This window comes from Chitinimonas sp. (genome assembly GCF_041904975.1).
Classification (GTDB): domain Bacteria; phylum Pseudomonadota; class Gammaproteobacteria; order Burkholderiales; family Chitinimonadaceae; genus Chitinimonas.
On the sequence record NZ_JAYRLZ010000032.1, the window covers coordinates 1 to 24324 of the forward strand.

Here is a 24324-nt window from a genome sequence, read left to right on the forward strand (position 1 = left end):
GAAGACCTGAACAGCGAAAAGACCGTGTTCGATGATGTGGCCGAAGGCCGCGACATCCTGCAGGTTGGCCGCTTTGAAATGCCCAGCCGCGCCTATCTGGGCCGCTTCAATTTCAAGGGTGGCGATCAGCAGAAGATCGTCGGCAATCTGTCGGGCGGTGAGCGCGGCCGTCTGCATCTGGCCAAGACCCTGCTCAAGGGCGGCAATGTGCTGCTGCTGGATGAACCGTCCAACGATCTGGACGTGGAAACCCTGCGTGCACTGGAAGATGCGCTGCTGGAATTTGCCGGCACCGTGTTCGTGATCTCGCATGACCGCTGGTTCCTCGACCGGATCGCCACGCATATCCTGGCAGCCGAAGGCGAATCGCAATGGACCTTCTTTGACGGCAATTACCAGGAATACGAAGCCGACAAGCGCAAACGCCTGGGTGAAGAAGGCGCCAAGCCGAAGCGGATTCGCTATAAGCCGATCAGCCGGTAAAGCACGATTTGGCTTTGCCGGTTCTCACTATGCAGCACTAGCCCCGGGAAACCCGGGGCTTTTACGGCGGTGAGCCAACACAGGTCGTTTCGCTGTTTTAGTCCCCCCCTCCGCCCCCGCCGCCGCGGGGGAACCGCGCCGATTGGTGAGCTGGCAGGTCGGGATTCATCCCGACAGCGCCGCCAGATACGCCCGTATGGCGGCCCTTGGCCGCCTGTCGGGTGTAAAACCCGACCTACATCATCCCCTTACCGTGAGCCGAGTACACCCATGAAGAAAATCGTCATCCTCGCCTGCCTGTCCATCTTGGCCGGCTGTGCCGCAACCGGCCCGAAAATGGCCGCCATCAAGTCGTCCATCCCTGCAATCAGCGCGGATCAGGGGCGTATTTTCTTCTACCGGCCCGACAGCTTTGTCGGCGGCGCCATCCGGCCGGAGATTCGACTCGATGAACAAGCAGTGGGCAACTCGGTACCGGGCGGCTTCTTTTTTGTCGACCGCGCCCCTGGCGAACACGAGGTGGCGGTCAGTACCGAAGTGACGCGCAATACCAAGCTGTATCTGGCGCCCGGCCAAAAGCGCTATATCCGCACAGCCGTTTCGATGGGCTTGCTGGTAGGCCGGGTCACGCCGGAGGAAGTCGATGCCGCCCAGGCCGAATCCGAGCTGCAGTCGCTGAGCTATACCGGCTCGCCAGCCCTGCTGCAGGCCGACACCCAGGCGCGTACCGTGGCCTACACCGCCCCGACCGTGGCCGAGCCAGTAGTCGTCGCAGCCGCCCAGCCGGAGAAAGCCGCTAGCGCAGCACCAGCGGTGGCAGCGCGGACCGAGCCAGCAACCGTTGCCGCACCGGCAACAATCACCGCAGCACCCGCGCCAGCCGCAGCCGCCCCGCTCATTCCCGCCGCGAAACCAGCCGCCGCCACCCCACGCACACTCGGCCCCGCCTCCTACACGGTGGACAAGATGGCGCGCGAACAAGGCTGCCAGGGCGATGCCGCCTGGCTGGTAAAGGAAGCCGCAAATGGTGATAGCTACCAGGTGAACTGTGCCGATGGCCGGGTGATCACGGCGGTATGCACCAGCAACCAATGCCGTATCGGTAACTGATAGCCGCCCATGGACCAGCAAGCCTATGAAATGCTGGTGTGGAGCCTGGAGGGCGAGGCGCGTGATCGCCCAGCCCTGTTCCGCGCCAAGGTAGTGGCGATCAGCGCCTTTGCCTATCTGGTGCTATTTGGCTTGCTGGGCGCGCTGTCGCTGGGCGGTTTCTGGCTGTTCAGCTGGGCGCGGGACAGCCATTCCTTACGCGTCATTGTGGCGCTGGCCGTCTTGGGCCTCGCCCTGTTGCCGGTGATGCTGCTCACCCTGCGCATGTTCCTGACGCGGATACCGCCGCCCGAAGGGCGGGTACTCACCGCCAGCGAAGCACCCAAGCTGTTCCAGTTCCTCGCCAAGCTGCAGAAAAAGCTCAAGGGCCCGCCGATTCACCGGGTGTTGATCAGCGGCGACTTCAATGCATCCATTTCCCAGGTGCCGCGCTTCGGCCTGTTTGGCGGCCACCGCAACTATCTCTTGCTGGGTCTGCCGTTTCTGCATGCCATGGCCTCGCGCGAAATGATGGCGGTGATCAGCCATGAATACGGCCATCTGGCCGGCAGCCACGGCAAGCTCAGCGCCATGATCTATCGGCAGCGGCTCACCTTTGGCGCCATACACCAGCATGCCAGCGCACGGCGCGACAGCGGCGATATCGTCAACGGCATCTTTGCCAGCCTGCTCGACCGCTTTGCCCCGATCTACAACGCCTATACCTTTGTGCTGTCGCGGCAGAACGAATACGAGGCCGATGCCGCCGCCTGCCGGGTAGCCGGGCCGCAAGCCAGTGCCCATGGCCTGATCCGCAGCGCCCTGCTGGCCGACTGGCTCAGCGAGCAGTTCTGGCCGCGCCTGTTTGCCCAGGCCAGCCAGCGCGCCCAACCCGCCTTTATGCCCTATACCGCCATGCGCAAGGTGGTGGGCGCCACCATGAGCGAGTGGGCCACCAAGGAGCGCCTGCAAGCCGCCTGGAATCAGGATTCCGGCCTGCACGACACCCACCCCTGCCTGCGCGAACGGCTCAATGCCATCGACCAGCCGGCCAGCTTGCCACCGGCGGTGGATGGCAGCGCCGGCGACGCCATGCTGGGCGAGCTGGCACACAGCCTGTCGCGCGAATTCGACGAGCGCTGGTGGCAGGCGAACAAGGCCGACTGGCAGGAACACCACCGCCGCCATCAGCGCGCACACAACCGCATTGCCGAGCTGGCCGCCCGGCCGGTCGACACGCTTACGGCAGGCGAGCTGCAGGAATATGCCCTGTTACATAGTGAATTCGGCAGCAAGGATGCCGCACGCGCCGCCCTGCGCCATCTGCTCGATCGCCCCGGCGAGCGCTTTGCCCGGCCGGTAATGCTGTACGGGCAGCTATTGCTGGAAGTGGATGATGCACAGGGCATCGACTACCTGATGCAGGCCTGCCAGCTCGCACCGAGCCTGTGGCAAGACTGCGCACAAATCGGCGGCAGCTGGCTGTTTGCCCACAAGGGCGAGCAGGCAGCCGAACAGTGGTTTGAATTGCTGCATGCCAAGTTTGCCAGCTAAGGGCCGGCGGGCCACCAGCAGTGACTGCGCCGGCTATACCGGCTGCGAAACAGAGCACGGCGGGCGCCGGCAAGCGAGCTCCCGCGCCGCAGTGCTGATCAGATGGTGATCACGATCTTGCCGAAGCTGTCGCCAGCCACCAGTTGCCGGTAGGCAGCCGGCGCATCGGCAAACGCATATTGCCGGTCGATCACCGGCCGCAGCTGGTGCAAATCGATCGCCCGGTTCATCGCCTCGAAGCTCTCGCGGTGGCCGACACTGGTGCCCAACAGCCGGGCGCGCTTGTACATCAGGGCGCGGCTGATTTCCGGCCCGCCGCCAAAGCCACCCAGAAAGCCGATCAGGGCAATGCTGCCATCCTGGCGCACCGCATGGGCCGATTGTGCCAGGGTACCGGCGCCGCCCACTTCCAGCACTGCATCCACGCCCTCGCCGCCCAGCACATCACGCGCAGCCTGGCCCCAATCGGGCGTATCGCGATAATTGATGGTGTGGTGCGCCCCGAGGGAATGCGCCCGCGCCAGCTTGGCATCGGAGCTGCTGGTAATGATCACCCGCGCCCCCATGATGCGTGCCAGCTGCAAGGCAAAGAGCGACACGCTGCCGGTGCCTTGCAGCAGCACGGTCTGGCCGGCGCGCAGCTCGCAGGCCATCAGCGCATTCCAGGCGGTAACCGCAGCAATCGGCAAGGTGGAAGCTTCGGCATCGCTCAGATGTGCCGGTGTGGCGACCAGCGACTGCTCGTGCAATACCGCATACTCGCGCAGCATGCCGGGCAGCGGTCCGCCCAGCTTGGCCTTCTGATGCGCCTCGACCATGCGACCGGCCATCCAGTTGGTGGTGTATTGCGTAGTCGCCCGCTGACCCACTTGCCAGCGGGTGACGCCGGCGCCGACGGCGGCCACCACGCCGGCGCCATCCGATACCGGAATGAAGGGAAGCGGCATATCAGGCAGATAGTTGCCTTCGGCCACCACGCGGTCGCGATAGTTGAGCGATACGGCGCCGACCCGCAGCAATACCTCGCCCTGCCCGGGCTGGGGCATGGGCAGATCGACCTGCTGCAGATGGTCGATGCCGAATTGTTTGAGGTGGTAGGCCTGCATGGCGTTACTCGCATAGGGTGAAAGGTGTTCACACGATAATCACCAACCATAACGCGATAAAGCCAGTTAATCGCCATACACTATTGCGTTATGAAGCAGTAAAGCCCCACCCTGCCATCGAGCCAAGCCATGAAATCGCACGACCGCCATGCCGAAATCCTCGCCTTTGTTACCGTGGCGAAGCTGGGCAGCTTTGCCGCTGCCGCCACTGCGCTCGGGCTGACAGCCTCGGCCACCAGCCGCAAGCTGCAGGCACTGGAAGCCAGGCTCAACACGCGCCTGCTGCATCGCACCACCCGGCAGCTGAGCCTGACCGAAGCCGGCGCGCAATATCTGGCGCGCTGCGAGCGCTGGCTGGGGGATTTGCGCGATGCCGATGCCGAGCTGGCCGATCTGCAATCGGCAGTACGTGGCTGCCTGCGGGTCAGCGTGCCGCTCAATGTCGGGCGCCTGATGGTGGTGCCGAACCTGCCCGACTTTCTGGCACGCTATCCGGCGCTGGATGTCGACCTCGACTTTTCCGACCAGTATGTCGATCTGCTCGGTGGGCGCATCGATGTAGCCGTGCGCATCGGCCAGCTCAGCGATTCGCGCCTGGTGGCGCGCAAGCTGGCCGACAACCGCCGCCTGCTGGTCGCCGCACCGCACTATCTGGCCGCTCACGGCACACCGGCACACCCGGCGGAACTGAGCCAGCACAGCTGCCTGCACTATGCCTATTACCAGGACGGCGATATCTGGCGGCTCCATCGTGGCCAGGAAACCGTGGAAGTCAGCGTGGCCGGCCGCATTCGCGCCAATAATGGCGAGGCGCTGTATGAGTCCGCGCTGGCTGGTTTCGGCATCCTGAAAACTGCGCAGTGGACCCTCGCCCCCGCCCTGCGCGATGGCCGCCTGCTACCGGTTCTGGACGACTGGCACTTCGCCCCCAGCGCGGTGTGGGCGGTTTACCCGAGCAACCGCTACCTGTCGCCCAAGGTCAGGGCATTTATCGACTTTTTTGCCGGGCGCTACGCCGCGTGAGCGACCCACCTGCCCCTCTCCCGCAAGCGGGAGAGGGTGGCCCGCACGGGCCGGGTGAGGGCAGTCTTGTTTCACCCATCAGGTCCGCTTAAACCCCCATTAACCCATTCGCCCAGCAAATCCCCGGGCAGACATTCGAGCAATGGCTAGATTGATTCGGTACTCCCCGATCAACCCACCAGAACTGGAAACGCCATGCTCCGCCGTTTGCTCCCAGCCGCCCTGCTCGCCCTTGCGCTACCGGCACTCGCCCACCAATCCGGCGCCTATCTGCACGATGATCGCGCCGACATCGATCATTCCACCTGGATGAGCGTGATCGATGGCAATACGCCGCTGCGCGATCTGTCGCTGGCCGGCACGCACGACAGCCTGTCTTACTACGGCGGCGATATCGTGCAGACGCAGAGCCTGAGCCTGGCCAACCAGCTGCGTTCCGGCATACGGGTATTCGATGTGCGCTGCCGCCATATCAATAATGTGTTCGCCATCCACCATGGCCTGGTGTTCCAGAAGACCATGTTCGGCGATGTGCTCAATGGCATGGCCGATTTTCTGCGTCGCAATCCCAGTGAAACCATCCTGATGTCGGTGCAGGAGGAATACACCCCTGAGGGCAATAGCCGCAGCTTCGAAGCCACTCTTGCCGACTACAAGGCGCGTTATGGCAGCCTGCTGTGGGAGCCAAGCAGCCAGACGCCGACACTGGGCGAGACGCGCGGCAAGATCGTGCTGATCCAGAATTTCACCGCCCAGCGCCGCTATGGCCTCGACCCGGCGCAGTTTCATGGGCAAGGCGACTGGATTCTGAATACCAATTGGGATCTGTACGCCAAATGGGAAAAGGTCAAAGCCCAGCTCGGCCTTGCCAGCGCCAACTTTGGCCGTGGCTATTACACCAACGGGCTATCGGCCTCGACCGGCTCCTTCCCCTATTTTGTCGCCAGCGGCCACTCCAGCCCGCAAACCGGCGCACCACGCCTGCTCACCGGCTTGACTACGCCGGGCTGGCGCAACAGCTATCCGGACTTTCCGCGCGTGGGCTGCTTCTGGGGTATTTGCAGCATTGCCTTTGAGGGCACCAATGATCTGACCCACCAGTACATCGTGAACAACCGGCCGCGCTATGTGGGCTGGATCACCATGGACTTTCCCGGCAATAGCCTGGTCGACACCCTGGTGCAGCTCAATTACCCGCGCTGCAGCAGCTGGGTGAATGGCGGTGGTGCCCGCTACGGCGAGGTATTCCAGCAGGGCGGCCAGTACTACCGCGCGCTGAGCGCCGGTCGCTACGGGCCGCTGCCGGCCGCTGGCAGCAGCAATGCCCAGTGGCAATATCTGGGCAATGCGCCACGCTGCCAGGTGTTCTGAGCCTCTTTTTTCGCAAGCGGGAGCGGGCGGCGCAGCACCGGCTGAAGGAAGCCGGCAAGGGGTCGCTCGCCCAAACCGACCAGGGCTCAAGGCTTGATATCCGGCACCACCTGGCGGATTGCCGCATTAAGCCTTTCCATGGTGGCCGCATCCACCTGTTTGCTGCACATCAGATAACGCTTGAGGCCCTGCGGTGGGTCAGGAAAGTCGAAACGCACGATGCCCATATTGCCGGGTGGGCTGCTTTGCTCCAGCACCGACAGATCATCCTGATCGATCAGCATATAGTCGGCACGGCGGTTTGCGATCAGCTTCACCAGCTGCAGCGGCGATACGCTGGCGCGCATGGCCGGCCGTGGCAGTGCGGCAATGCGGGCATCCAGCTCCGGCCCGTAGGAAACGCCATCGACCACACCCAGTGTCAGATTCGGGTCGGCAAACAGGCTGGCCAGGGTCTTGTGGGCGCGTATCTGCACCACAGCATGCGGCGCCGCCAGCACAACATGGGGCGGATCTTGATGAATGGGCAGGGAAAAGCGCGCATAGGCCTCGCGCTCAGGCAGCTTGTACCAGCCGGGTGAACAGATCGGACGATTGTTCGCTTGCAGATCAGCGGTAATCCGCCGGACCGGAATCTCCTCGAAAGCGACCGGCACATTGGCACGAAGGAATACCGCTGCCATGCGCGTCAGCAAGAAGCCAGCCGGGCGGCCCTGCTCGGTATAGGAATACGGCGGCTTGTCGCGGTATTCGATGGTGATCAGCGGGCTGGCCAGCGCTGGGGCCAGCATCATTAGCGAAAGCAAACGCATCATGTCGGGAACAGGGCGCCCAGCAGGGCTCAGCAACAGGTTTTCACGGAGGAGGCACTGTCAATCCGGCCGCCATTGCGTTTCAGCATAGTCCCCGCTGCTGGAAGTTTCGCGCAGTGTGCCAAAAACAAACAGGGCGGCTTGTGGCCGCCCTGTGCTTGGCATCGGCCCGATAGCGCTTACCACACACCCAGATACGCCAGCATGCCCTCGGCCGCCTGGCGGCCTTCGAATACTGCTCTCACCACCAGGTCGGCGCCGCGCACCTGGTCGCCACCGGCAAACACCTTGGGGTTGCTGGTCTGGTGCTTGAACGCTTGCCGCTCGGCCGCCAAGGTGCGGCCACGATCGTCAACCTGAATGCCATTGGCGGCAAACCATTGCTCCGGCTGCACCTGAAAGCCGAAGGCAATGATGACGTGATCGCAGGCGATGGTTTGTTCCGAGCCCGGCACCACCACCGGCGAGCGCCGGCCTTTGGCATCGGGTTCGCCCAGCTGAGTGCTCACCAGTTTCACGCCAAGTTTGCCGTCTGCCCGCGACTCGATGCCGACCGGCTGACGATTCCACAGGAATTCGACGCCCTCTTCCTTGGCGTTCCCTACCTCGCGCTTGGAGCCCGGCATATTGGCCTCGTCGCGGCGATAGGCGCAGATCACCGATTCAGCCCCCTGGCGGATGCTGGTGCGGTTGCAGTCCATGGCGGTATCGCCGCCACCAAGCACCACCACCTGTTTGCCGGCCATGCTCAGGTGGCGCTCGCCTTCCGGCAGCGTTTCCATGCGATGGCGGATATTGTTGACCAAAAACGGCAGCGCCTCGATCACACCGGGCAGGTTCTCGCCGGGGAAGCCACCTTTCAGGTACTGGTAGGCGCCCATGCCCATGAATACTGCATCGTATTCAGCCAGCAGACTGGCAAATTCCACATCGCGACCGATTTCGGTATTGAGGCGGAATTCCACCCCCATGCCTTCCAGAATGGCGCGACGGGTACGCACCACGTCTTTTTCCAGCTTGAACTCGGGAATGCCGAAAGTGAGCAGGCCGCCGATCTCTTCATAGCGATCGAACACCACTGGCCGCACGCCATTGCGTATCAGCACATCGGCGCAGGCCAAGCCGGCCGGGCCGGCACCGATGATGGCGACGCGCTTGTCGGTCCACACCACCTGCGACATATCCGGCCGCCAGCCTTGCTTGAACGCCTCGTCGGTAATGTACTTTTCCACCGAACCGATGCTGACCGCACCAAAGCCGCCCTGGTTCAGGGTACAGGCGCCCTCGCACAGCCTATCCTGCGGGCAGACCCGGCCGCAGATTTCCGGCAGGGAGTTGGTCTTGTGGCTCATCTCGGCCGCTTCGAACAAACGGCCTTCCTGCACCAACTTGAGCCAGTTGGGAATGTAGTTGTGAACCGGGCATTCCCATTCGCAATACGGGTTGCCGCAGTTAAGGCAGCGCCCGGCCTGATCGCCGGCATCGCCCTTGTTCAACGGTGCATAGATTTCAATGAAACGCTGCTTGCGAAAATCGGCCTCGAATTTCTGACCGGGATCGCGCGGCAGGTTGAGAAACTGGAATACATCACCCATGGTGGTTTCCTTCACATCGGCCGTGATTGCACTGCCGAAAATCAACTTCTGTGGACACAGAGGTCACGGAGAACACGGAGCACACAGAGAAAACCAAACAAGTTTTCTCGGGTTTGCTTCTGCCTTCTCTGTGCGCTCTGTGCCCTCCCTAATCTCTGTGTCTACAGGTTTACGGGTTTGCCTTAGTCCTTCAGCAAACTGTCGAGCTTGGCCGCCTTCGGTTTGACCAGCCAGAAGTAATCGACGTAATCATCGAAGTCTTCCAGGATCTGGCCGCCGATCACCGAGCCGGTCAGCGCCACATGCTGTTCGATCTTTTCCTTGAGGAAGGCGCGGTACTGGCCCATGGCCTCGCCATTGATCAGGTGGATATCGATCAGCTCATTGTTGTAGCGGTAGGCAAACTTCTCGTCGCGGTCGTAGACGAAGGCGAAGCCGCCGGTCATGCCGGCTCCGAAGTTCAGACCGGTCTGGCCCAGCACGATCACGCAGCCGCCGGTCATGTATTCGCAACCGTGGCTGCCGATGCCTTCCACCACGGCCAGCGCGCCCGAATTACGCACGGCAAAGCGCTCGCCTGCGGTGCCCGAGGCGAACAGCGCGCCGCCCGTGGCGCCGTACAGGCAGGTGTTGCCGATAATGGCGCCATCGTGCGGCTCATACATCACCCCGGCGGGCGGGTAGATCACCAGCTGGCCGCCATTCATGCCCTTGCCGACGTAATCATTGGCGTCACCTTCCAGGGTCAGATTGAGGCCCTTGGCATTCCACACGCCAAAGCTCTGGCCGGCCGAGCCTTTCAGGCGGATATCCAGGCAGCCATCGGGCAAGCCGTCGGCGCCATGGGCGCGGGCGATTTCGCCGGACAGCCGCGCGCCGATCGAACGATTGATATTGCGCACCGTATATTCCAGCGTCAGCGGCGAGCGGGCGGCGATGGCTGCGGCGGCATCCTTCACCATGCGCTCGGCCAATTCGCCCTTGTCGAAGCTCGGGTTGCCCTCGCTGACGCAGTAGCGCGGCTCATCCTCCGGAATGCCGCCCTGCGACAGCAGCACATCGAGCTTGAGCTGGTTTTGCCGGCTGCTTTCGCCGTCGATCAATTCCAATAGATCGGTGCGGCCGATCAGCTCGGCCATCGACTTCACCCCGAGCTTGGCCATCCACTCGCGGGTCTCGCGGGCGACGAAGGTGAAGTAGTTCATCACCATCTCGGGCAGGCCGATAAAGTACTTGCTGCGCAGCTTGATCTCTTGCGTAGCCACGCCGGTGGCGCAGTTGTTCAGGTGACAGATGCGGAGGAACTTGCAACCGAGCGCCACCATCGGCCCGGTACCAAAGCCGAAGCTTTCCGCCCCCATGATGGCCGCCTTCACCACATCGAGGCCGGTTTTCAGGCCACCATCGGTCTGCACCCGCACCCGGCCACGCAGGCCGTTGGCGCGCAACACCTGCTGCGCTTCACTCAGGCCCAGCTCCCAGGGTGAACCGGCGTACTTCACCGAGGTCAGCGGCGAAGCACCGGTGCCGCCGTCGTAACCGGAAATGGTGATCAGGTCGGCATAGGCCTTGGCCACCCCGGCCGCCACCGTACCCACACCGGGCTCGGCCACCAGCTTGACCGACACCAGGGCTGTCGGGTTGACCTGCTTGAGGTCAAAAATCAGCTGGGCCAGGTCTTCGATCGAATAGATATCGTGGTGCGGCGGTGGCGAAATCAGGCTGATGCCTTCCTTGGCATGGCGCAGCCGCGCAATCAGGCCGCTGACCTTGTCGCCGGGCAGCTGGCCGCCTTCGCCGGGCTTGGCGCCCTGCGCCACCTTGATCTGCAGCACTTCGGCATTGACCAGATAGTGCGGCGTCACGCCAAAGCGGCCGGATGCCACCTGCTTGATCTTGGACATGCGCACGGTGCCATAGCGGGCCGGGTCCTCGCCGCCTTCGCCGCTATTGGAGCGACCACCAAGGCGATTCATGCCTTCGGCCAAGGCTTCATGCGCTTCCGGGCTCAATGCACCGAGCGACATGCCGGCCGAGTCAAAGCGCTGCAAGATGGCTTCCAGCGGCTCGACCTCATCCAGCGCGATGGCTTGGGCGCCGTCGAGCTTGACCTGCATCAGGTCGCGCAGCATTGCCACCGGGCGGGAGTTCACCAGATCGGCGTATTTCTGGTACTCGGCATAGTCGCCGTTCTGCACCGCCTTTTGCAGCTGCATCACCACATCGGGGTTGTAGGCGTGGTATTCCTCGCCATGCACATACTTGAGCAGGCCGCCCTGGGCCACCGGGCGCATGGGGTTGAAGGCGAATTTCGCCAGTGCCTGCATATCGGCTTCAAAGTCGGCAAAGCCGGCACCGCCAACCCGCGACACGGTGAACGGCATGCAGGTGTCGATGATCTCGTCGGCAATGCCCACCGCCTCGAACAGCTGCGCACCACGGTAGGACGCCACCGTGGAGATGCCCATCTTCGACAGCACCTTGAGCAGGCCCTTGTTGATGCCCTTGCGATAACGGCTCATCGCGTCCTTGATCGAATCGGCAATCTGGCCACCGGCAATCAGGTCGGACACCACCTCATAGGCCAGATAGGGATGGATGGCGGTCGCGCCATAGCCGATCAGGCAGGCAAACTGGTGCGGATCGCGCGCGGTAGCGGTGTCGATCAGCAGATTGGTCTTGCAGCGCAGGCCGGCATTCACCAAGGCGGTGTGTACTGCGCCGGTGGCGAACAGGGCATGGATGGGCAGCCGGTCCCTGGCGATATTGCGATCGCTCAGCACCGCGATGGCCACACCGGCACGCGAGGCCGCCACCACCGCCTCCGCCAGGGCAGCCAAAGCCCCTTTCAGATCAATGTGTGCCGGGTCATAGGTCAGATCAAAGGTCTGGGCGCGGAATTGCTCATCGCCCTGGCTGGTCAGCAGCTTGAACTTCTCGTAACTGAGCACCGGCGAGCTGACTTCGATGCGCTTGGCGTGGTCGGCGGTCTCTTCAAAGATGTTCTTTTCCGAGCCGAACACGGTGTTGAGCGACATCACCACCGATTCGCGGATCGGATCGATCGGCGGATTGGTCACCTGGGCAAATTGCTGGCGCAGATAGTCGAAGGGCGAACGCACCCGCTGGCTCAACACCGCCATCGGCGTGTCATCCCCCATCGAGCCGACTGCCTCCTGGCCCTCTTCGGCCAGCACCCGCAGCACTGAATCGCGCTCTTCAAAAGTGACCTGGAACTGCTTCTGGTAGATGGCCAGCTGGTCTTTCGATAGCTCGGGCCGGCCGCTATCCTCGTCCATGGAGATTTCCAGGCGATTGGCGTATTGCTTGATCCAGCGCCGGTAAGGGTGGGCTGCCTTGAGCTTGTCGTCGATTTCATGCGGCAGCAGCAGCTGCCCCGATTGCAAATCCACCGCCAGAATCTGGCCGGGCCGCACCCGGCCTTTTTTCACCACATCTTCCGGCTTGTAGGGCCACACGCCGATTTCGGACGAGATGGTTAGATGGCGATCACGGGTAAGCACATAGCGGGCCGGGCGCAGGCCATTGCGATCGAGCATGCAGCCGGCGTAGCGGCCATTGGTCAGCACGATGCCGGCCGGGCCATCCCAGGGCTCCATATGCATGGAGTTGTATTCGTAAAACGCCCGCAATTCCTTGTCGGTGGTGTCGACGTTCTGCCAGGCCGGCGGCACCAACAGGCGCAGGGCGCGGAAGAAGTCGATGCCGCCCATCAGCAGGCCTTCGAGCATATTGTCGAGGCTCATCGAGTCCGAGCCATCGGTCTGCACGATGGGGCGGATGTCATCCATATTCGGAATCAGCGGCGAGGCCATGATCGCCTCGCGCGCCCGCGCCCAGGAGCGGTTGCCGGAAATGGTGTTGATTTCGCCGTTATGCGCCACATAGCGGAACGGCTGCGCCAGCTTCCATTGCGGCCAGGTATTGGTGGAAAAGCGCTGGTGGAATACCGCAAGGCTGGCAGCAAAGCGCTCGTCCTGCAGGTCGGGGAAGAACACCGGCAGGTTCTCCGGCGTCACCAGGCCTTTATACGAAATGGTATGAGCCGACAGGGTGGGCACATAGAAGCTGGCGTCGCCGCGATTGGCCTTTTCAGCCAGGCGCCGCCCGATATACAGGCGGCGCTCGAAGCTGGCCGCGTCCATATGGGCCGGGCAATTCACAAACACCTGGGCAATGGCCGGCAGGGTCTTGAGCGCATATTCGCCGCAGGCGCGAGTATCGGTCGGCACAGTGCGAAAGCCGGCCACTTCCAGCCCCTGCTCTTCCAGCTGGGCGCGCAGGGTATTGAGCGAAGTCTTGCCCAATTCCAGATCGGCGCTATGAAACACCAGGCCGGCTGCATAGTGGCTGGCCAGCTCGAAACCTTTTTCACGTGCCACGGTGCGCAGAAAGCTGTCGGGCTTGCGGAACAGCAGGCCGCAACCATCACCCGACTTGCCATCGGCCGCCACGGCGCCGCGATGGGTCAGATTGGCTAGCGATGAAATGGCGGTGGACACCAGCCAGTGCGAAGGCTTGTCGTCCATATTGGCAATCAGCCCGAAGCCACAGGAATCCTGCTCGAAGCTCTTGCGGTAAAGCGTGCCGTCTAGACGGCGCTGTCGATCATCCATGCTGGTACCCGTTACGCGTGCGAGGCAGCTCAAATCGCACTCAAGCCGCTTGTGGCAGCGCTATGCGTCGGCAGCCTCATATTCTGAGGAGTGGCACTTGGTTCCGACCGGCGTGAAAACACGCGGGGGCGTTGCAGCCGACCCGGCGAGGTTCACTCGCTTGGGTGGCGTATGCGCCGCGCGGGTGTCGCGACACAGGGAAGCAATACGATTTTGGGGTCGAGTAACAGTCGGTCAAGCGCTGCGAAAACAAAGCCTGCTGACCGGGAAGTGCGCTGGATTGCACGTGCGGGTTTTCAGCAGGCTTGATCGATTCTAGCGGAGCGCACCATTTTTGCGCAATCGCTTTGTGCAGTGCACGAATCATTACAAATCAGATACTTACCAAGCATCGCCTGTTAAATATTTTCATCACGCGCAATTTCCCGACGATTTTTGGCGCAGGCGAAACAGGTAGTCGATGTCTACCCGACAACATTGCCTGGGGACTTGCCTAGGCAAGCTGTGGCGCGAAGGCGATCAACCATGTGGGGCAGGCTTCCATAGGCCTGGCCGAGCGGCAATTGTGCAAACAGCCTTTGAAATAAGCAGCCGCGATAAGAACTATAAGCCGCCGTCCGCTTAGCAAGCCGCGCGCCAACCGCAACAATGCGCTGCCCAATACCAGGAGAGCGCAATGCAACAATTTTCAGGAATCTGGATACCGCTGATCACACCGTTTCGCGATGGCGCCGTGGATCTGCCAGCGGCACAAGGACTGATCGAAACCTTTCACGGCAGCGGCATTGCCGGCCTGGTGATCTGCGGCACTACCGGCGAGGCGGCAACCCTCAGCGCCACCGAGCAGCGACAACTGCTGGCAGCCGCGCAAGAAGCAGCCGGGCCCGAGCTGCCTATCATGTTCGGGCTGGCAGGCAATGACACGGCGGCGGTCTGCGCTGCGGCACGTGCCCTGAACGATATCGACCTCGCCGCCTTGCTGGTATCCGCCCCCTACTACACCCGCCCCAGCCAGGCCGGCCTGCTGCGCCACTTCGAGCAGCTGGCCGCCAGCACCCGCCACCGTATCGTGCTGTACAACATTCCCTACCGCAGCGGGGTCAATCTCGGCATCGATACCTGCCGCGCCCTGGCATCCCATCCACAATTTGTCGCCATCAAGGAAAGCAATGGCATCCAGCTCGACCAGCTGGGCGAATTGATCGACTCGCCCTTGCAGGTGTTATGCGGCGAAGACAGCCTGGCCTTTGTGGCAGGCTGTCTCGGCGCCGACGGCGCCATTGCCGCCAGCGCCCATCTGCGCCCGGATTTGTGGGTGGCCATGTTCCAGCACCTTGCCGCCGGCCGGCTGGCCGCTGCCCGCGACATCCATCGCCAGCTGCTACCCATGGTGCGGCTATTGTTCAGCGAACCGAATCCGGCACCGCTCAAGGCCGTATTGGCCAGCGAAGGGATGATCCGCAATGAGCTGCGCCTGCCCATGCTGCCGGCCAGCGCGGCGCTGGAGGCGCAATTGCAAGATTGCTGGCAGCGGCTGCGCCATTGGCAGCCGGATACCGCGCCAAAGCCCGTCAATGCCGCACAATTGGCCGATCCAGCGATATAGACAACCGTGCCAAGGTGGCGCCGCAAGCATTTGCCGCGCCACAGAAGAAGGACAGAAGCACACCAAGGCCGCCCTGGATTCGAGCGGGCCAAACTTCCATGGCCATGCCGGCGCGCCCCGGCACGCGCGCCTCGCGCGCAGGCCGCCTATACCAGCCGGCCTTCGGCACAACCATCATTCAGCCAATGCTGGTAGCCCGACTTGACCCGCCCGGCGCGCACCGCCTTGGCGACATCGCCATAGCGGGCCAGGTAGTTCGCCTCGGGAAAGCTCGATTCAGTGAAATCACCGGGCTGGCAAGGTACGCCGGCCGGTGCGCGCCGCATCCAGTAGCCATCGTGCATGGCTTGCAAGTCCGAACGCAGGCGCCGGCAATCGCGCTCGCAATAGTAATGCGATACTAGCGAGCGCCGGGTCAGTGCCGGATTATCAATGGCTGAGCCACCGTGCAACAATTCACTGTGCCAGATAAATACATCGCCTTTTTTCGCCAGAAAGGTCTTTTGCTCCAAACCACGCACCTTGACCTGGCTGTCCATATAGGCATGCCAATCCGGCATTTCGCTGTCAATCACATGGCGACTGCCATCGGCGAAAATATAACGCGGAATCAGATGGCTACCGGGATAGTAGCTCATTGGCCCCGCGTCGCTATGTACATCCTCCAAAGCGATCCAAGTCGCCAACAGCTTGTTTGGCGTTTGCGGCGTCATGTATAAGGAATCAACATGGGGCGGTTGCTGCGAGCCCACTGCGAAACTCAGCGAATTGCACAGCACCGCCTTATCGCCCATCAGCGCTTTCAGAATACTGCTGAGGCGTTTACCCATCGCCAGCTCGCGAATCGCCGGCTCGAACAGATATAGATCGTTGAATTTATAACTTAAATTATCTGCCACATCCCTGATATGCCGCCAATAATGCCGCTGATTACTTTCCAGCGAATCAACCGTCACCGGGCAATCGCCGGCTGCCAGCAGCGTTTCGGTTGCTGCCAACACCTCGGCGATTTCCACATCGGAATAAAACCCGGGCAAATAAAGAAAACCATCGCGCTGAAAACGTGCGACGTATTCCTCATGCTCAAAGGACTTCGCTCCCAGCAAGGAAAGAATTGTTGCCAATCCACCCAGCTGTCGATCGACTGCCGTACTCTTGATATCTGCCACTTGCCCATTCATTCAATATTCCTCCGCCACTTGCCTGCCATTACTTGTATTTCGATCCATTGCACCGGACATATCGATGATGCCCAAGGCCCGGAAACGGCGCTGTGAACTAACTCACAGATCGCGATAAAGGCGAGGCGGCAAGGTCAGCAGAGGGCCATGGCCTCGCGCGAAGCACCGGCCGAGGCAATCACGCCAGCGCCTTTGCCGGGTACGCATCAGAATCGGTAGTCGGCACCCACGGTCAGGCTGGACAAGCGGGTATCAGCCACCTTGCCGTAGTTGGCGTATTCGGCGCGTACACCGAATTGCGGGCTCAAGGCGTAGCGGGCGCCCACGCCGATCAGCGCCTTGGTCTTGGTGCTGCTGTCATCAAGGGCGAAGCCGCCGCTGCGTAACTCGCTTTTCACCTTGACCGAGGCAAGGCCAAGGCGGCCATACAGCGAAAGCGAGTCATTGATCGGCAGCGTGCCCACGGTTGACAGCTGCAAGGCACTGGCCGACACCTTGGCCTGGGTATTGCTGCCGCCACCCTTGGCCCAGCTGATCGCATCGAGCAGGCTCATCGGCCGGCTGGCTTTAACATCGCCAAAATCGCGCACGCCAGCCTCGAAACCCCAGTTCGGATTGAGCTGGTAGCCGGCAAACAACGCCCAACTGGTGGCCTTGCTGTCGGAGCTGCCAAGGCCGGTATCGACATCCAGCTTGCTGCGGCCGACATCGGCACCGACGTAAAAGTCGCCGGCAGAGGCTGGCAGGGTGAATGCGGCGACGGCGGCCAGCAGGGCAAAAGACGTTTTCAAATTTTTCTCCTGGGAATGATGTGTGTGAGATCGCAGGCGCCGACACTAGCGTGAAAAGCCCGGTGCAAATGAGCTGCCTGTATCGCGCAAGCCTTGCCTGTGGCCGCATTGGCGGGAATTGGTTCGCGGTTTGCGCAGCTGCCGCACGGTAATTTTTTCCATGCAACTTTTCGCCGCGCCGGCACTCGCCGGCCGCGACCAAGCCGCCTACCGTCAGGCAGCAAGCCGGAATCCCTGAAACCGCTACCGCTTGACGGGTGGCCTTCTCGCTGCAGAGGGTCCGGAACCTTGGCCCACGGCAAGCTTGGCCCAAGCCCACTGCAAGCTGCAGCAATACCGCGCCGAAAATGCAAAAGGGGCGCCTGAAGCGCCCCTTTTGCCAGCCAGTTTTCTGCCTGGATCAGTTGGAGAAGAAGTCCTTCACCATATCCATCCACGATTTGGCGCGGGGATTGTGCTTGGCATCGTCTTCGAGGCTGATTTCCTCGAATTCGCGCAGCAGGTCTTTCTGGCGCTCGGTCAGCTTGACCGGGGTCTCGACACTGACATGGCACATCAAGTCACCCGTGATGGCGCTGCGCACCCCCTTGATACCCTTGCCGCGCAAGCGGAATACCGCGCCAGTCTGCGTTTCGGCCGGGATCTTCAGCTTGACTGCGCCATCGAGCGTGGGGATTTCGATCTCGCCGCCCAGGGCAGCGGTGGCGAAGCTGATCGGCATTTCGCAATGCAGATCATTGCCGTCGCGCTCGAAGACGCTGTGCTTCTTGATATGGATGACCACATACAAGTCGCCCGGCGGGCCGCCATTCACTCCCGGCTCACCTTCACCCGACAGCCGGATGCGATCGCCTTCGTCCACGCCGGCCGGGATCTTCACCGACAGCGTCTTGTTGGCCTTGACCCGGCCCTGGCCGTGACAAGTACGGCAAGGATCAGGAATCACCTTGCCCGAGCCATGGCAGGTGGGACAGGTTTGCTGCAGCGAGAAAAAGCCCTGCTGGATACGCACCTGGCCATGACCCTGACAGGTACCGCAGGTCTTGGCCTCGGTGCCCGGCTTGGCGCCGGTGCCATGACAGGTGTCGCACTCGTCATGGGTAGGGATCTTGATCTTGGTTTCGGTGCCGCGCGCCGCTTCTTCGAGGCTGACTTCGAGGTTGTAGCGCAGGTCCGAGCCGCGATAGACGTTGGAGCGCCCGCCGCGATTGCCGCCACCACCGAAAATATCGCCGAAGATATCGCCAAACGCGTCGGCAAAGCCACCTGCACCACCAAAGCCGCCGCCCATACCGGATTGCGGATCGACCCCGGCATGGCCGTACTGGTCATAGGCAGCGCGCTTCTGGCTGTCGGACAGAATCTCGTAAGCCTCCTTGGCCTCCTTGAACTTGTCCTCGGCGTCCTTGCTGTCCGGGTTGCGGTCCGGGTGGTATTTCATCGCCAGCTTGCGATAGGACTTCTTGATGTCCTCATCGCTCGCATCGCGATTCACGCCCAGAATTTCGTAGAAATCTTTTTTTGCCATGATGTGAAAAGTGAAACGTGAAATGTGAAACGTCGGCCGTTACTGCTGAGCCTTCAGCGACTTTCGGGCAGCTTGCAGCAATGCAGACGTTTCATCGAGTTTGACCTGTACTTGCTGGATGTCAGGCGTGTAACCGATACGGCCAGCGAGTTCCAATTGCGTGTCCAGCTCTGCCAGTGATCCCGCAGCAATACTGAGAAAATGCAGTAGCTCCTTAGTACTTTGCCGTGCCGAGCCTTCCGCAATATTGGAAGGCACCGACACGGCAGCACGTCTCATTTGACTGGAGAGCCCGAACAGCTCCTCGCGAGGAAAGGTGTCAGTGAGGCGATAGATCTGTTCCACCAGCTGCATGGCCGACTGCCATACCCGCAGATCTTTATGCGCCCGCCTCACGTTTCACCTTTCACATTTCACTTCTTTTCGTCCTTCACTTCGGTGAACTCGGCATCGACGACATTGCCATCGTCCTGCTTGGCTTCAGCACCGGCCGGCGCAGCACCTTCGGCGCCGCCTTGGGCTGCGTACATCTTTTCAGCCAGGCTGTGCGAGGCCTTGGCCAGCGCTTCGGACTTGGCGTCGATGACAGCCTTGTCGTCCGACTTCACCACCTCTTCCGCTTCCTTCAGTGCAGCTTCGATCGCCGACTTCTCTTCGGCAGCAATCTTGTCGCCAAAGTCGACCAGCGACTTCTTCACCTGATGGATCAGGCCTTCGAGCTGGTTACGCGCAGTGACCAGTTCGTGCAGCTTCTTGTCTTCCTCGGCATTGGCTTCGGCGTCCTTCACCATGCGCTGGATTTCTTCCTCGCTCAAGCCCGAGTTGGCCTTGATGGTGATGTTATTGGCCTTGCCGGTAGCCTTGTCCTTGGCCGACACATGCAGGATACCGTTGGCGTCGATATTGAATTCCACCTCGATCTGCGGCGTGCCACGCGGTGCAGCCGGAATGCCTTCGAGATTGAATTGACCCAGGCTCTTGTTGGCCGCAGCCTTTTCGCGCTCACCTTGCAGCACGTGGATGGTCACCGCGCTCTGGTTGTCGTCGGCCGTCGAGAACACCTGCGATGCCTTGGTCGGAATGGTGGTGTTCTTGGCGATCAGCTTGGTCATGATGCCGCCCAGCGTCTCGATACCGAGGCTCAAGGGGCTCACATCCAGCAGCAGCACGTCCTTGCGGTCGCCCGACAAGACCGAACCCTGAATCGCCGCGCCCACTGCTACCGCTTCGTCCGGGTTCACATCACGGCGTGCATCCTTGCCGAAGAACTCCTTCACCTTGTCCATCACCTTGGGCATGCGGGTCTGGCCGCCGACCAGGATCACATCGTCGATATCGGTAATCTTCAGGCCGGCATCCTTCAGAGCGATGCGGCAAGGCTCGATGGAGCGCTCAATCAGGTCGTCGACCAGGCTTTCGAACTTGGCGCGCGAAATCTTCATGGCCAAGTGCTTGGGGCCGGAGGCGTCCATGGTCACATAGGGCAGGTTGATATCGGTCTGCTCCGAGCTCGACAGCTCGATCTTGGCCTTTTCCGCGGCTTCCTTCAGGCGCTGCAGGGCCATCACATCGTTCTTCAGATCGATGCCTTGCTCTTTCTTGAACTCGGTCACGATGTAGTCGATCAGGCGCTGGTCGAAGTCTTCGCCGCCGAGGAAGGTGTCACCATTGGTGGCCAGCACTTCGAACTGCTTCTCGCCATCGACATCGGCGATTTCGATGATGGAGATGTCAAACGTACCGCCACCAAGGTCATACACGGCGATCTTGCTATCGCCCTTGTCCTTCTTGTCGAGGCCAAACGCCAATGCAGCGGCGGTCGGCTCATTGATGATGCGCTTCACATCAAGGCCGGCGATACGGCCGGCATCCTTGGTGGCCTGGCGCTGGCTGTCGTTGAAATAGGCCGGTACGGTGATCACCGCTTCGGTCACTTCTTCGCCGAGATAGTCTTCGGCGGTCTTCTTCATCTTGCGCAGCACTTCGGCGCTGATCTGCGGCGGCGCCATCTTCTTGCCCTTCACTTCCACCCAGGCGTCGCCATTGTCGGCCTTGGTAATGGAGTAAGGCATCAAGTCGATGTCCTTCTGTACTTCCTTTTCGTCGAACTTGCGACCAATCAGGCGCTTGACGGCGTACAGGGTGTTCTTCGGGTTGGTGACTGCCTGGCGCTTGGCCGGTGCACCGACCAGGATCTCGTCGTCGTTGGTGTAGCCAATGATCGACGGCGTGGTGCGCGCGCCTTCGGCGTTTTCGATCACCTTGACGTTGCCGCCTTCGAGTACGGCCACGCAGCTATTGGTGGTGCCGAGGTCGATACCGATGATTTTGCCCATGATTGTGTCCTCTTTTAAGTCTGGGGCCGGCAGGGCCGGCGAATGTCTGAATAACCTTGATCGCTAGATGGGGATGGCTGTCGGGGTTTCAAGTGAAATGTGAAACGTGACTCGGCGCTTTGCGCCATCGGTGAAAAGTGAATTCAGCCCGGCGCTACCGCGGCACATCACGTTTCACCGCCGCGCAGCGGCATCACGTTTCACGCCTTATTCCTTGCCCTTCGCCACCACCACCATGGCCGGGCGCAGTACGCGATCGGCGATGGCATAGCCTTTTTGCATGACGCTGACTACCGTGTTGGGCTCTTGCTCAGCCTCTACCGTACTCATCGCCTGATGTTTGTGCGGGTCGAGCTTGTCGCCGGCCTTCGGATCGATTTCCTTGATCTGGAATTTGTCAAAGGCGCCGCTGAGATTGCGCAGGGTCATATCCACGCCCATCTTGATATTGTCGATGGACGAGTTGTCCTTCAGCGCCATCTCCAGGCAGTCCTTGACGATCAGCAGCTCGCCGGCGAACTTGCCGACCGAATATTTGTGCGCAGCAGCAATATCATCTTGCGCGCGACGGCGAATATTCTCGGCCTCGGCCTTGCCGTACAGCACCGCGCTCTGCAGCTCGGCCACCTTGGCCTCCAGTGCCGCCACCTGGTCTTCCAGGCTTTCAGCTGCCACCGCTTCCTGGTGCTCAACCGGCTCTACCGTATCAAGTGTTTGATCTTGTTGATTTTCTTGCTGATTATCCTGTTGCATGTCAACGCTCTCCTGAAACGATAAACCACTAGATGGAGATGGTTATAAGGTTTTCAAGTCCTGCAAATTCGCGGTTTGCTGTGCCGAATTCTCACAGCGTCGGTGACCCGCAACACAATTCATGCAAATTGCCGCTAGTCATACGCTTGTTTGAAATTCTTGCTGCATCGCACAGGCAACTGCATATAATCGAACTACACAACAGGAAGACGCCGCGCAGGTAAACATCCTTGCCAGACGCGGGTCGATATCGCCCCAAGCAACATCAGGCCGGGGCGCTGGCTTGCAGCAACACGGCAAGCCCCTCCGAGCAACTCCCCATGATTCGCGCGCCGTAGCAATCATCGGCGCGCCGCCCAACGAGGTAATAGATATGTCGACTCGCGAACAACGCATTGCAGCCATTCAACATGACTGGGACACCAATCCACGCTGGAAAGGCATTAAGCGCGGCTATACCGCTGCCGATGTCGAGCGTCTGCGCGGCTCGGTGCAAAACGAATACAGCCTGGCCCGCCGCGGCGCCGAAAAGCTGTGGAACCTGGTCAACAACGAACCCTATGTGAACTGCCTTGGCGCCCTGACTGGCGGCCAGGCCATGCAACAGGTCAAGGCCGGCATCAAGGCCATCTATCTGTCGGGCTGGCAGGTTGCCGCCGACAATAACGAATACTCGGCCATGTACCCCGATCAGTCGCTATACCCGGTGGACTCGGTGCCCAAGGTGGTGGAGCGCATCAACAATGCCTTCGCCCGTGCCGACGAAATCCAGCACAGCAAGGGTGTGGAGCGTGGCGACAAGGAATTCACCGACTACTACGCCCCTATCGTGGCCGATGCCGAAGCCGGCTTTGGCGGCGTACTGAACGCCTACGAGCTGATGAAGAGCATGATCCGCGCCGGCGCCGCCGGTGTGCACTGGGAAGACCAGCTGGCCAGCGTGAAGAAGTGCGGCCATATGGGCGGCAAGGTGCTGGTACCAACCCAGGAAGCGGTGCAAAAGCTGATCGCCGCGCGGATGGCGGCTGACGTATACGGCGTGCCTACCCTGGTGATCGCCCGTACCGATGCCGAAGCCGCTGATCTGTTGACCAGCGACTACGACGAGAACGACAAGCCCTTCCTGACCGGCGAGCGCACCGCCGAAGGCTTCTACAAGACCAAGAAGGGCATCGAGCAAGCCATCAGCCGCGCCATTGCCTATGCCGACTATGCCGACCTGGTATGGTGCGAAACCGGCACGCCGGACCTGGAATTTGCCCGCAAGTTTGCCGAAGCGGTACACGCCAAGCACCCTGGCAAGCTGCTCGCCTACAACTGTTCGCCCTCGTTCAACTGGAAGAAGAACCTCGACGACGCCACCATCGCCAAATTCCAGCGCGAGCTGGGCGCCATGGGCTACAAGTATCAGTTCATCACTTTGGCCGGCATCCACTCCATGTGGTACAACATGTTCGACCTAGCGCAGGACTATGTGGCGCGCGGCATGTCGGCCTATGTGGAGAAGGTGCAGGAGCCGGAATTCGCCGCCCGCGATCGTGGCTACACCTTCGTGTCGCACCAGCAGGAAGTCGGCACCGGCTACTTCGACGATGTCACCACGGTCATCCAAGGCGGCAAGTCGAGCGTGACGGCGCTGACCGGCTCCACGGAAGAAGAACAATTCCACTGATCCGGCTGCGGCGAGTGGGATGCCTGACGTCACGACCGGCAAAGCCGGCCGGGATTGACTGGCAGTGATTAAACGGGATCAATCCCTGATTTAAACCCACTCCCCCGCCTCGCCCGCCGGCGAGGAGCCTCGCTGCCGCTCGACAGTGGAAACAAACAGACGCCGCCCCAGCTCGATGAGTTCGGGCGGCGTTTTGCTTTGACCTGATCAATAGCCTTGTGCCTAGCGCCAGATTGCCATGCCCCCTATTGCAGCTTTACTAGCCGACCGCGTACGCGAATTTCGCCGGGAGAACCGCAAGCCTTTCCTGCTCGCGCTATGCGGTTGGGCCGATACCGGCAAGTCGACTTTGGCAGCCTCAATCGCTGACGAGTTGCGGCTCAGGAATATCAGTGCTGACTGGATTTCCACCGACGCCTTCATGCAAAACCGCAATACGCGTAATCAGCTGGGTATCAGCGGCTATAACAGTCTATCCATCCGGGGCGACGAGTTGCGGCAAGCGCTCCAGGCAGTTTCTCTGGGGCAGGCATTTGACTACTACCCCTATGACAACTGGTCTGGCACCAAAGCAGTCACGCCAAGACCCGTAGCCGCGCAGGAAGTCATTATCGTGGAGGGCATTCACGCCCTTCATCCTCAGATCATTGATCTATTGCACCTGAAGATATTCATCGACGCCGACGAAGCCACCTTGCGGCAAATGCGCCTAGACGCCAATCAATCCAAGAGAGGCATGAATCTGACACAGGCCGGTGAAAGAATTGACCATGAGTTCCATGAATTC

18 protein-coding genes are annotated in these 24324 nt (G+C 61.2%); 8 read left to right on the forward strand and 10 right to left on the reverse strand.

The window, feature by feature from the left end; genetic code table 11:
• From ACE3OH_RS05230 to ACE3OH_RS05240, 3 genes are all read left to right on the forward strand, one after another.
• The coding region (locus ACE3OH_RS05230) for an ATP-binding cassette domain-containing protein (RefSeq protein ID WP_374349257.1) at nucleotides 1-483 on the forward strand (483 nt) is incomplete at its 5' end.
• A 270-nt stretch (nucleotides 484-753) separates the two neighbouring features.
• A complete protein-coding gene (locus ACE3OH_RS05235; RefSeq protein WP_374349258.1) occupies nucleotides 754-1593 on the forward strand; it encodes a DUF2846 domain-containing protein in 840 nt (279 codons plus the stop codon).
• A gap of 9 nt (nucleotides 1594-1602) precedes the next feature.
• Nucleotides 1603-3126, forward strand: coding sequence for a M48 family metalloprotease (locus ACE3OH_RS05240; RefSeq protein WP_374349259.1), 1524 nt, complete (start codon nucleotides 1603-1605; stop codon nucleotides 3124-3126).
• A 98-nt stretch (nucleotides 3127-3224) separates the two neighbouring features.
• Here ACE3OH_RS05240 and ACE3OH_RS05245 read toward each other — a convergent pair whose 3' ends face one another.
• Nucleotides 3225-4232: an NAD(P)-dependent alcohol dehydrogenase gene (locus ACE3OH_RS05245; protein ID WP_374349261.1), complete on the reverse strand. Its 1008-nt coding sequence runs from the start codon at nucleotides 4230-4232 to the stop codon at nucleotides 3225-3227.
• A gap of 129 nt (nucleotides 4233-4361) precedes the next feature.
• Here ACE3OH_RS05245 and ACE3OH_RS05250 point away from each other — a divergent pair, with 129 nt between their 5' ends.
• Complete coding sequence (locus tag ACE3OH_RS05250; protein WP_374349263.1) at nucleotides 4362-5255, forward strand: LysR substrate-binding domain-containing protein; 894 nt, start codon at nucleotides 4362-4364, stop codon at nucleotides 5253-5255.
• 195 nt (nucleotides 5256-5450) lie between these two features.
• On the forward strand, nucleotides 5451-6626 hold the full coding sequence (locus ACE3OH_RS05255) for a phosphatidylinositol-specific phospholipase C (RefSeq protein WP_374349264.1): 1176 nt from the start codon (nucleotides 5451-5453) through the stop codon (nucleotides 6624-6626).
• A gap of 86 nt (nucleotides 6627-6712) precedes the next feature.
• On the opposite strand, the gene ACE3OH_RS05260 is transcribed toward ACE3OH_RS05255, so the two are convergent.
• The 3 genes from ACE3OH_RS05260 to gltB form a co-directional block, all read right to left on the reverse strand.
• A complete protein-coding gene (locus ACE3OH_RS05260; RefSeq protein ID WP_374349265.1) occupies nucleotides 6713-7441 on the reverse strand; it encodes a substrate-binding periplasmic protein in 729 nt (242 codons plus the stop codon).
• Between the two features lie 176 nt (nucleotides 7442-7617).
• Nucleotides 7618-9033 (reverse strand): FAD-dependent oxidoreductase, encoded by a 1416-nt coding sequence (locus tag ACE3OH_RS05265; protein WP_374349267.1) that lies wholly within the window; start codon nucleotides 9031-9033, stop codon nucleotides 7618-7620.
• Nucleotides 9034-9215: 182 nt separating this feature from the next.
• Nucleotides 9216-13670, reverse strand: coding sequence for a glutamate synthase large subunit (gene gltB, locus ACE3OH_RS05270; RefSeq protein ID WP_374349269.1), 4455 nt, complete (start codon nucleotides 13668-13670; stop codon nucleotides 9216-9218).
• 676 nt (nucleotides 13671-14346) lie between these two features.
• Between gltB and dapA the strand changes: the two genes are divergently transcribed.
• Entirely contained in the window at nucleotides 14347-15276 is a 930-nt protein-coding gene (gene dapA, locus ACE3OH_RS05275; RefSeq protein WP_374349270.1) for a 4-hydroxy-tetrahydrodipicolinate synthase, read from the forward strand.
• 146 nt (nucleotides 15277-15422) lie between these two features.
• Here the strand turns inward: dapA and ACE3OH_RS05280 are convergent, their stop codons facing one another.
• From ACE3OH_RS05280 to grpE, 6 genes are all read right to left on the reverse strand, one after another.
• Entirely contained in the window at nucleotides 15423-16457 is a 1035-nt protein-coding gene (locus ACE3OH_RS05280) for a phytanoyl-CoA dioxygenase family protein (RefSeq protein WP_374349272.1), read from the reverse strand.
• Nucleotides 16458-16663: 206 nt separating this feature from the next.
• Nucleotides 16664-17248: an outer membrane beta-barrel protein gene (locus ACE3OH_RS05285; RefSeq protein ID WP_374349274.1), complete on the reverse strand. Its 585-nt coding sequence runs from the start codon at nucleotides 17246-17248 to the stop codon at nucleotides 16664-16666.
• Nucleotides 17249-17648: 400 nt separating this feature from the next.
• Nucleotides 17649-18776 carry a molecular chaperone DnaJ gene (gene dnaJ, locus ACE3OH_RS05290; RefSeq protein WP_374349275.1) on the reverse strand — a complete coding sequence of 376 codons (1128 nt, stop codon included), beginning with the start codon at nucleotides 18774-18776 and terminating at the stop codon, nucleotides 17649-17651.
• Between the two features lie 39 nt (nucleotides 18777-18815).
• A complete protein-coding gene (locus ACE3OH_RS05295) occupies nucleotides 18816-19172 on the reverse strand; it encodes a four helix bundle protein (RefSeq protein WP_374349277.1) in 357 nt (118 codons plus the stop codon).
• A 17-nt stretch (nucleotides 19173-19189) separates the two neighbouring features.
• A complete protein-coding gene (gene dnaK, locus ACE3OH_RS05300) occupies nucleotides 19190-21112 on the reverse strand; it encodes a molecular chaperone DnaK (protein WP_374349278.1) in 1923 nt (640 codons plus the stop codon).
• A gap of 207 nt (nucleotides 21113-21319) precedes the next feature.
• Entirely contained in the window at nucleotides 21320-21865 is a 546-nt protein-coding gene (gene grpE / locus ACE3OH_RS05305) for a nucleotide exchange factor GrpE (protein ID WP_374349280.1), read from the reverse strand.
• Nucleotides 21866-22238: 373 nt separating this feature from the next.
• Here grpE and aceA point away from each other — a divergent pair, with 373 nt between their 5' ends.
• Together aceA and ACE3OH_RS05315 are read left to right on the forward strand one after the other, a co-directional pair.
• Nucleotides 22239-23537 carry an isocitrate lyase gene (gene aceA, locus ACE3OH_RS05310; RefSeq protein ID WP_374349281.1) on the forward strand — a complete coding sequence of 433 codons (1299 nt, stop codon included), beginning with the start codon at nucleotides 22239-22241 and terminating at the stop codon, nucleotides 23535-23537.
• 238 nt (nucleotides 23538-23775) lie between these two features.
• Nucleotides 23776-24324, forward strand: a 549-nt coding sequence (locus ACE3OH_RS05315) for a uridine kinase (RefSeq protein WP_374349283.1), incomplete at its 3' end; no start/stop codon positions are given.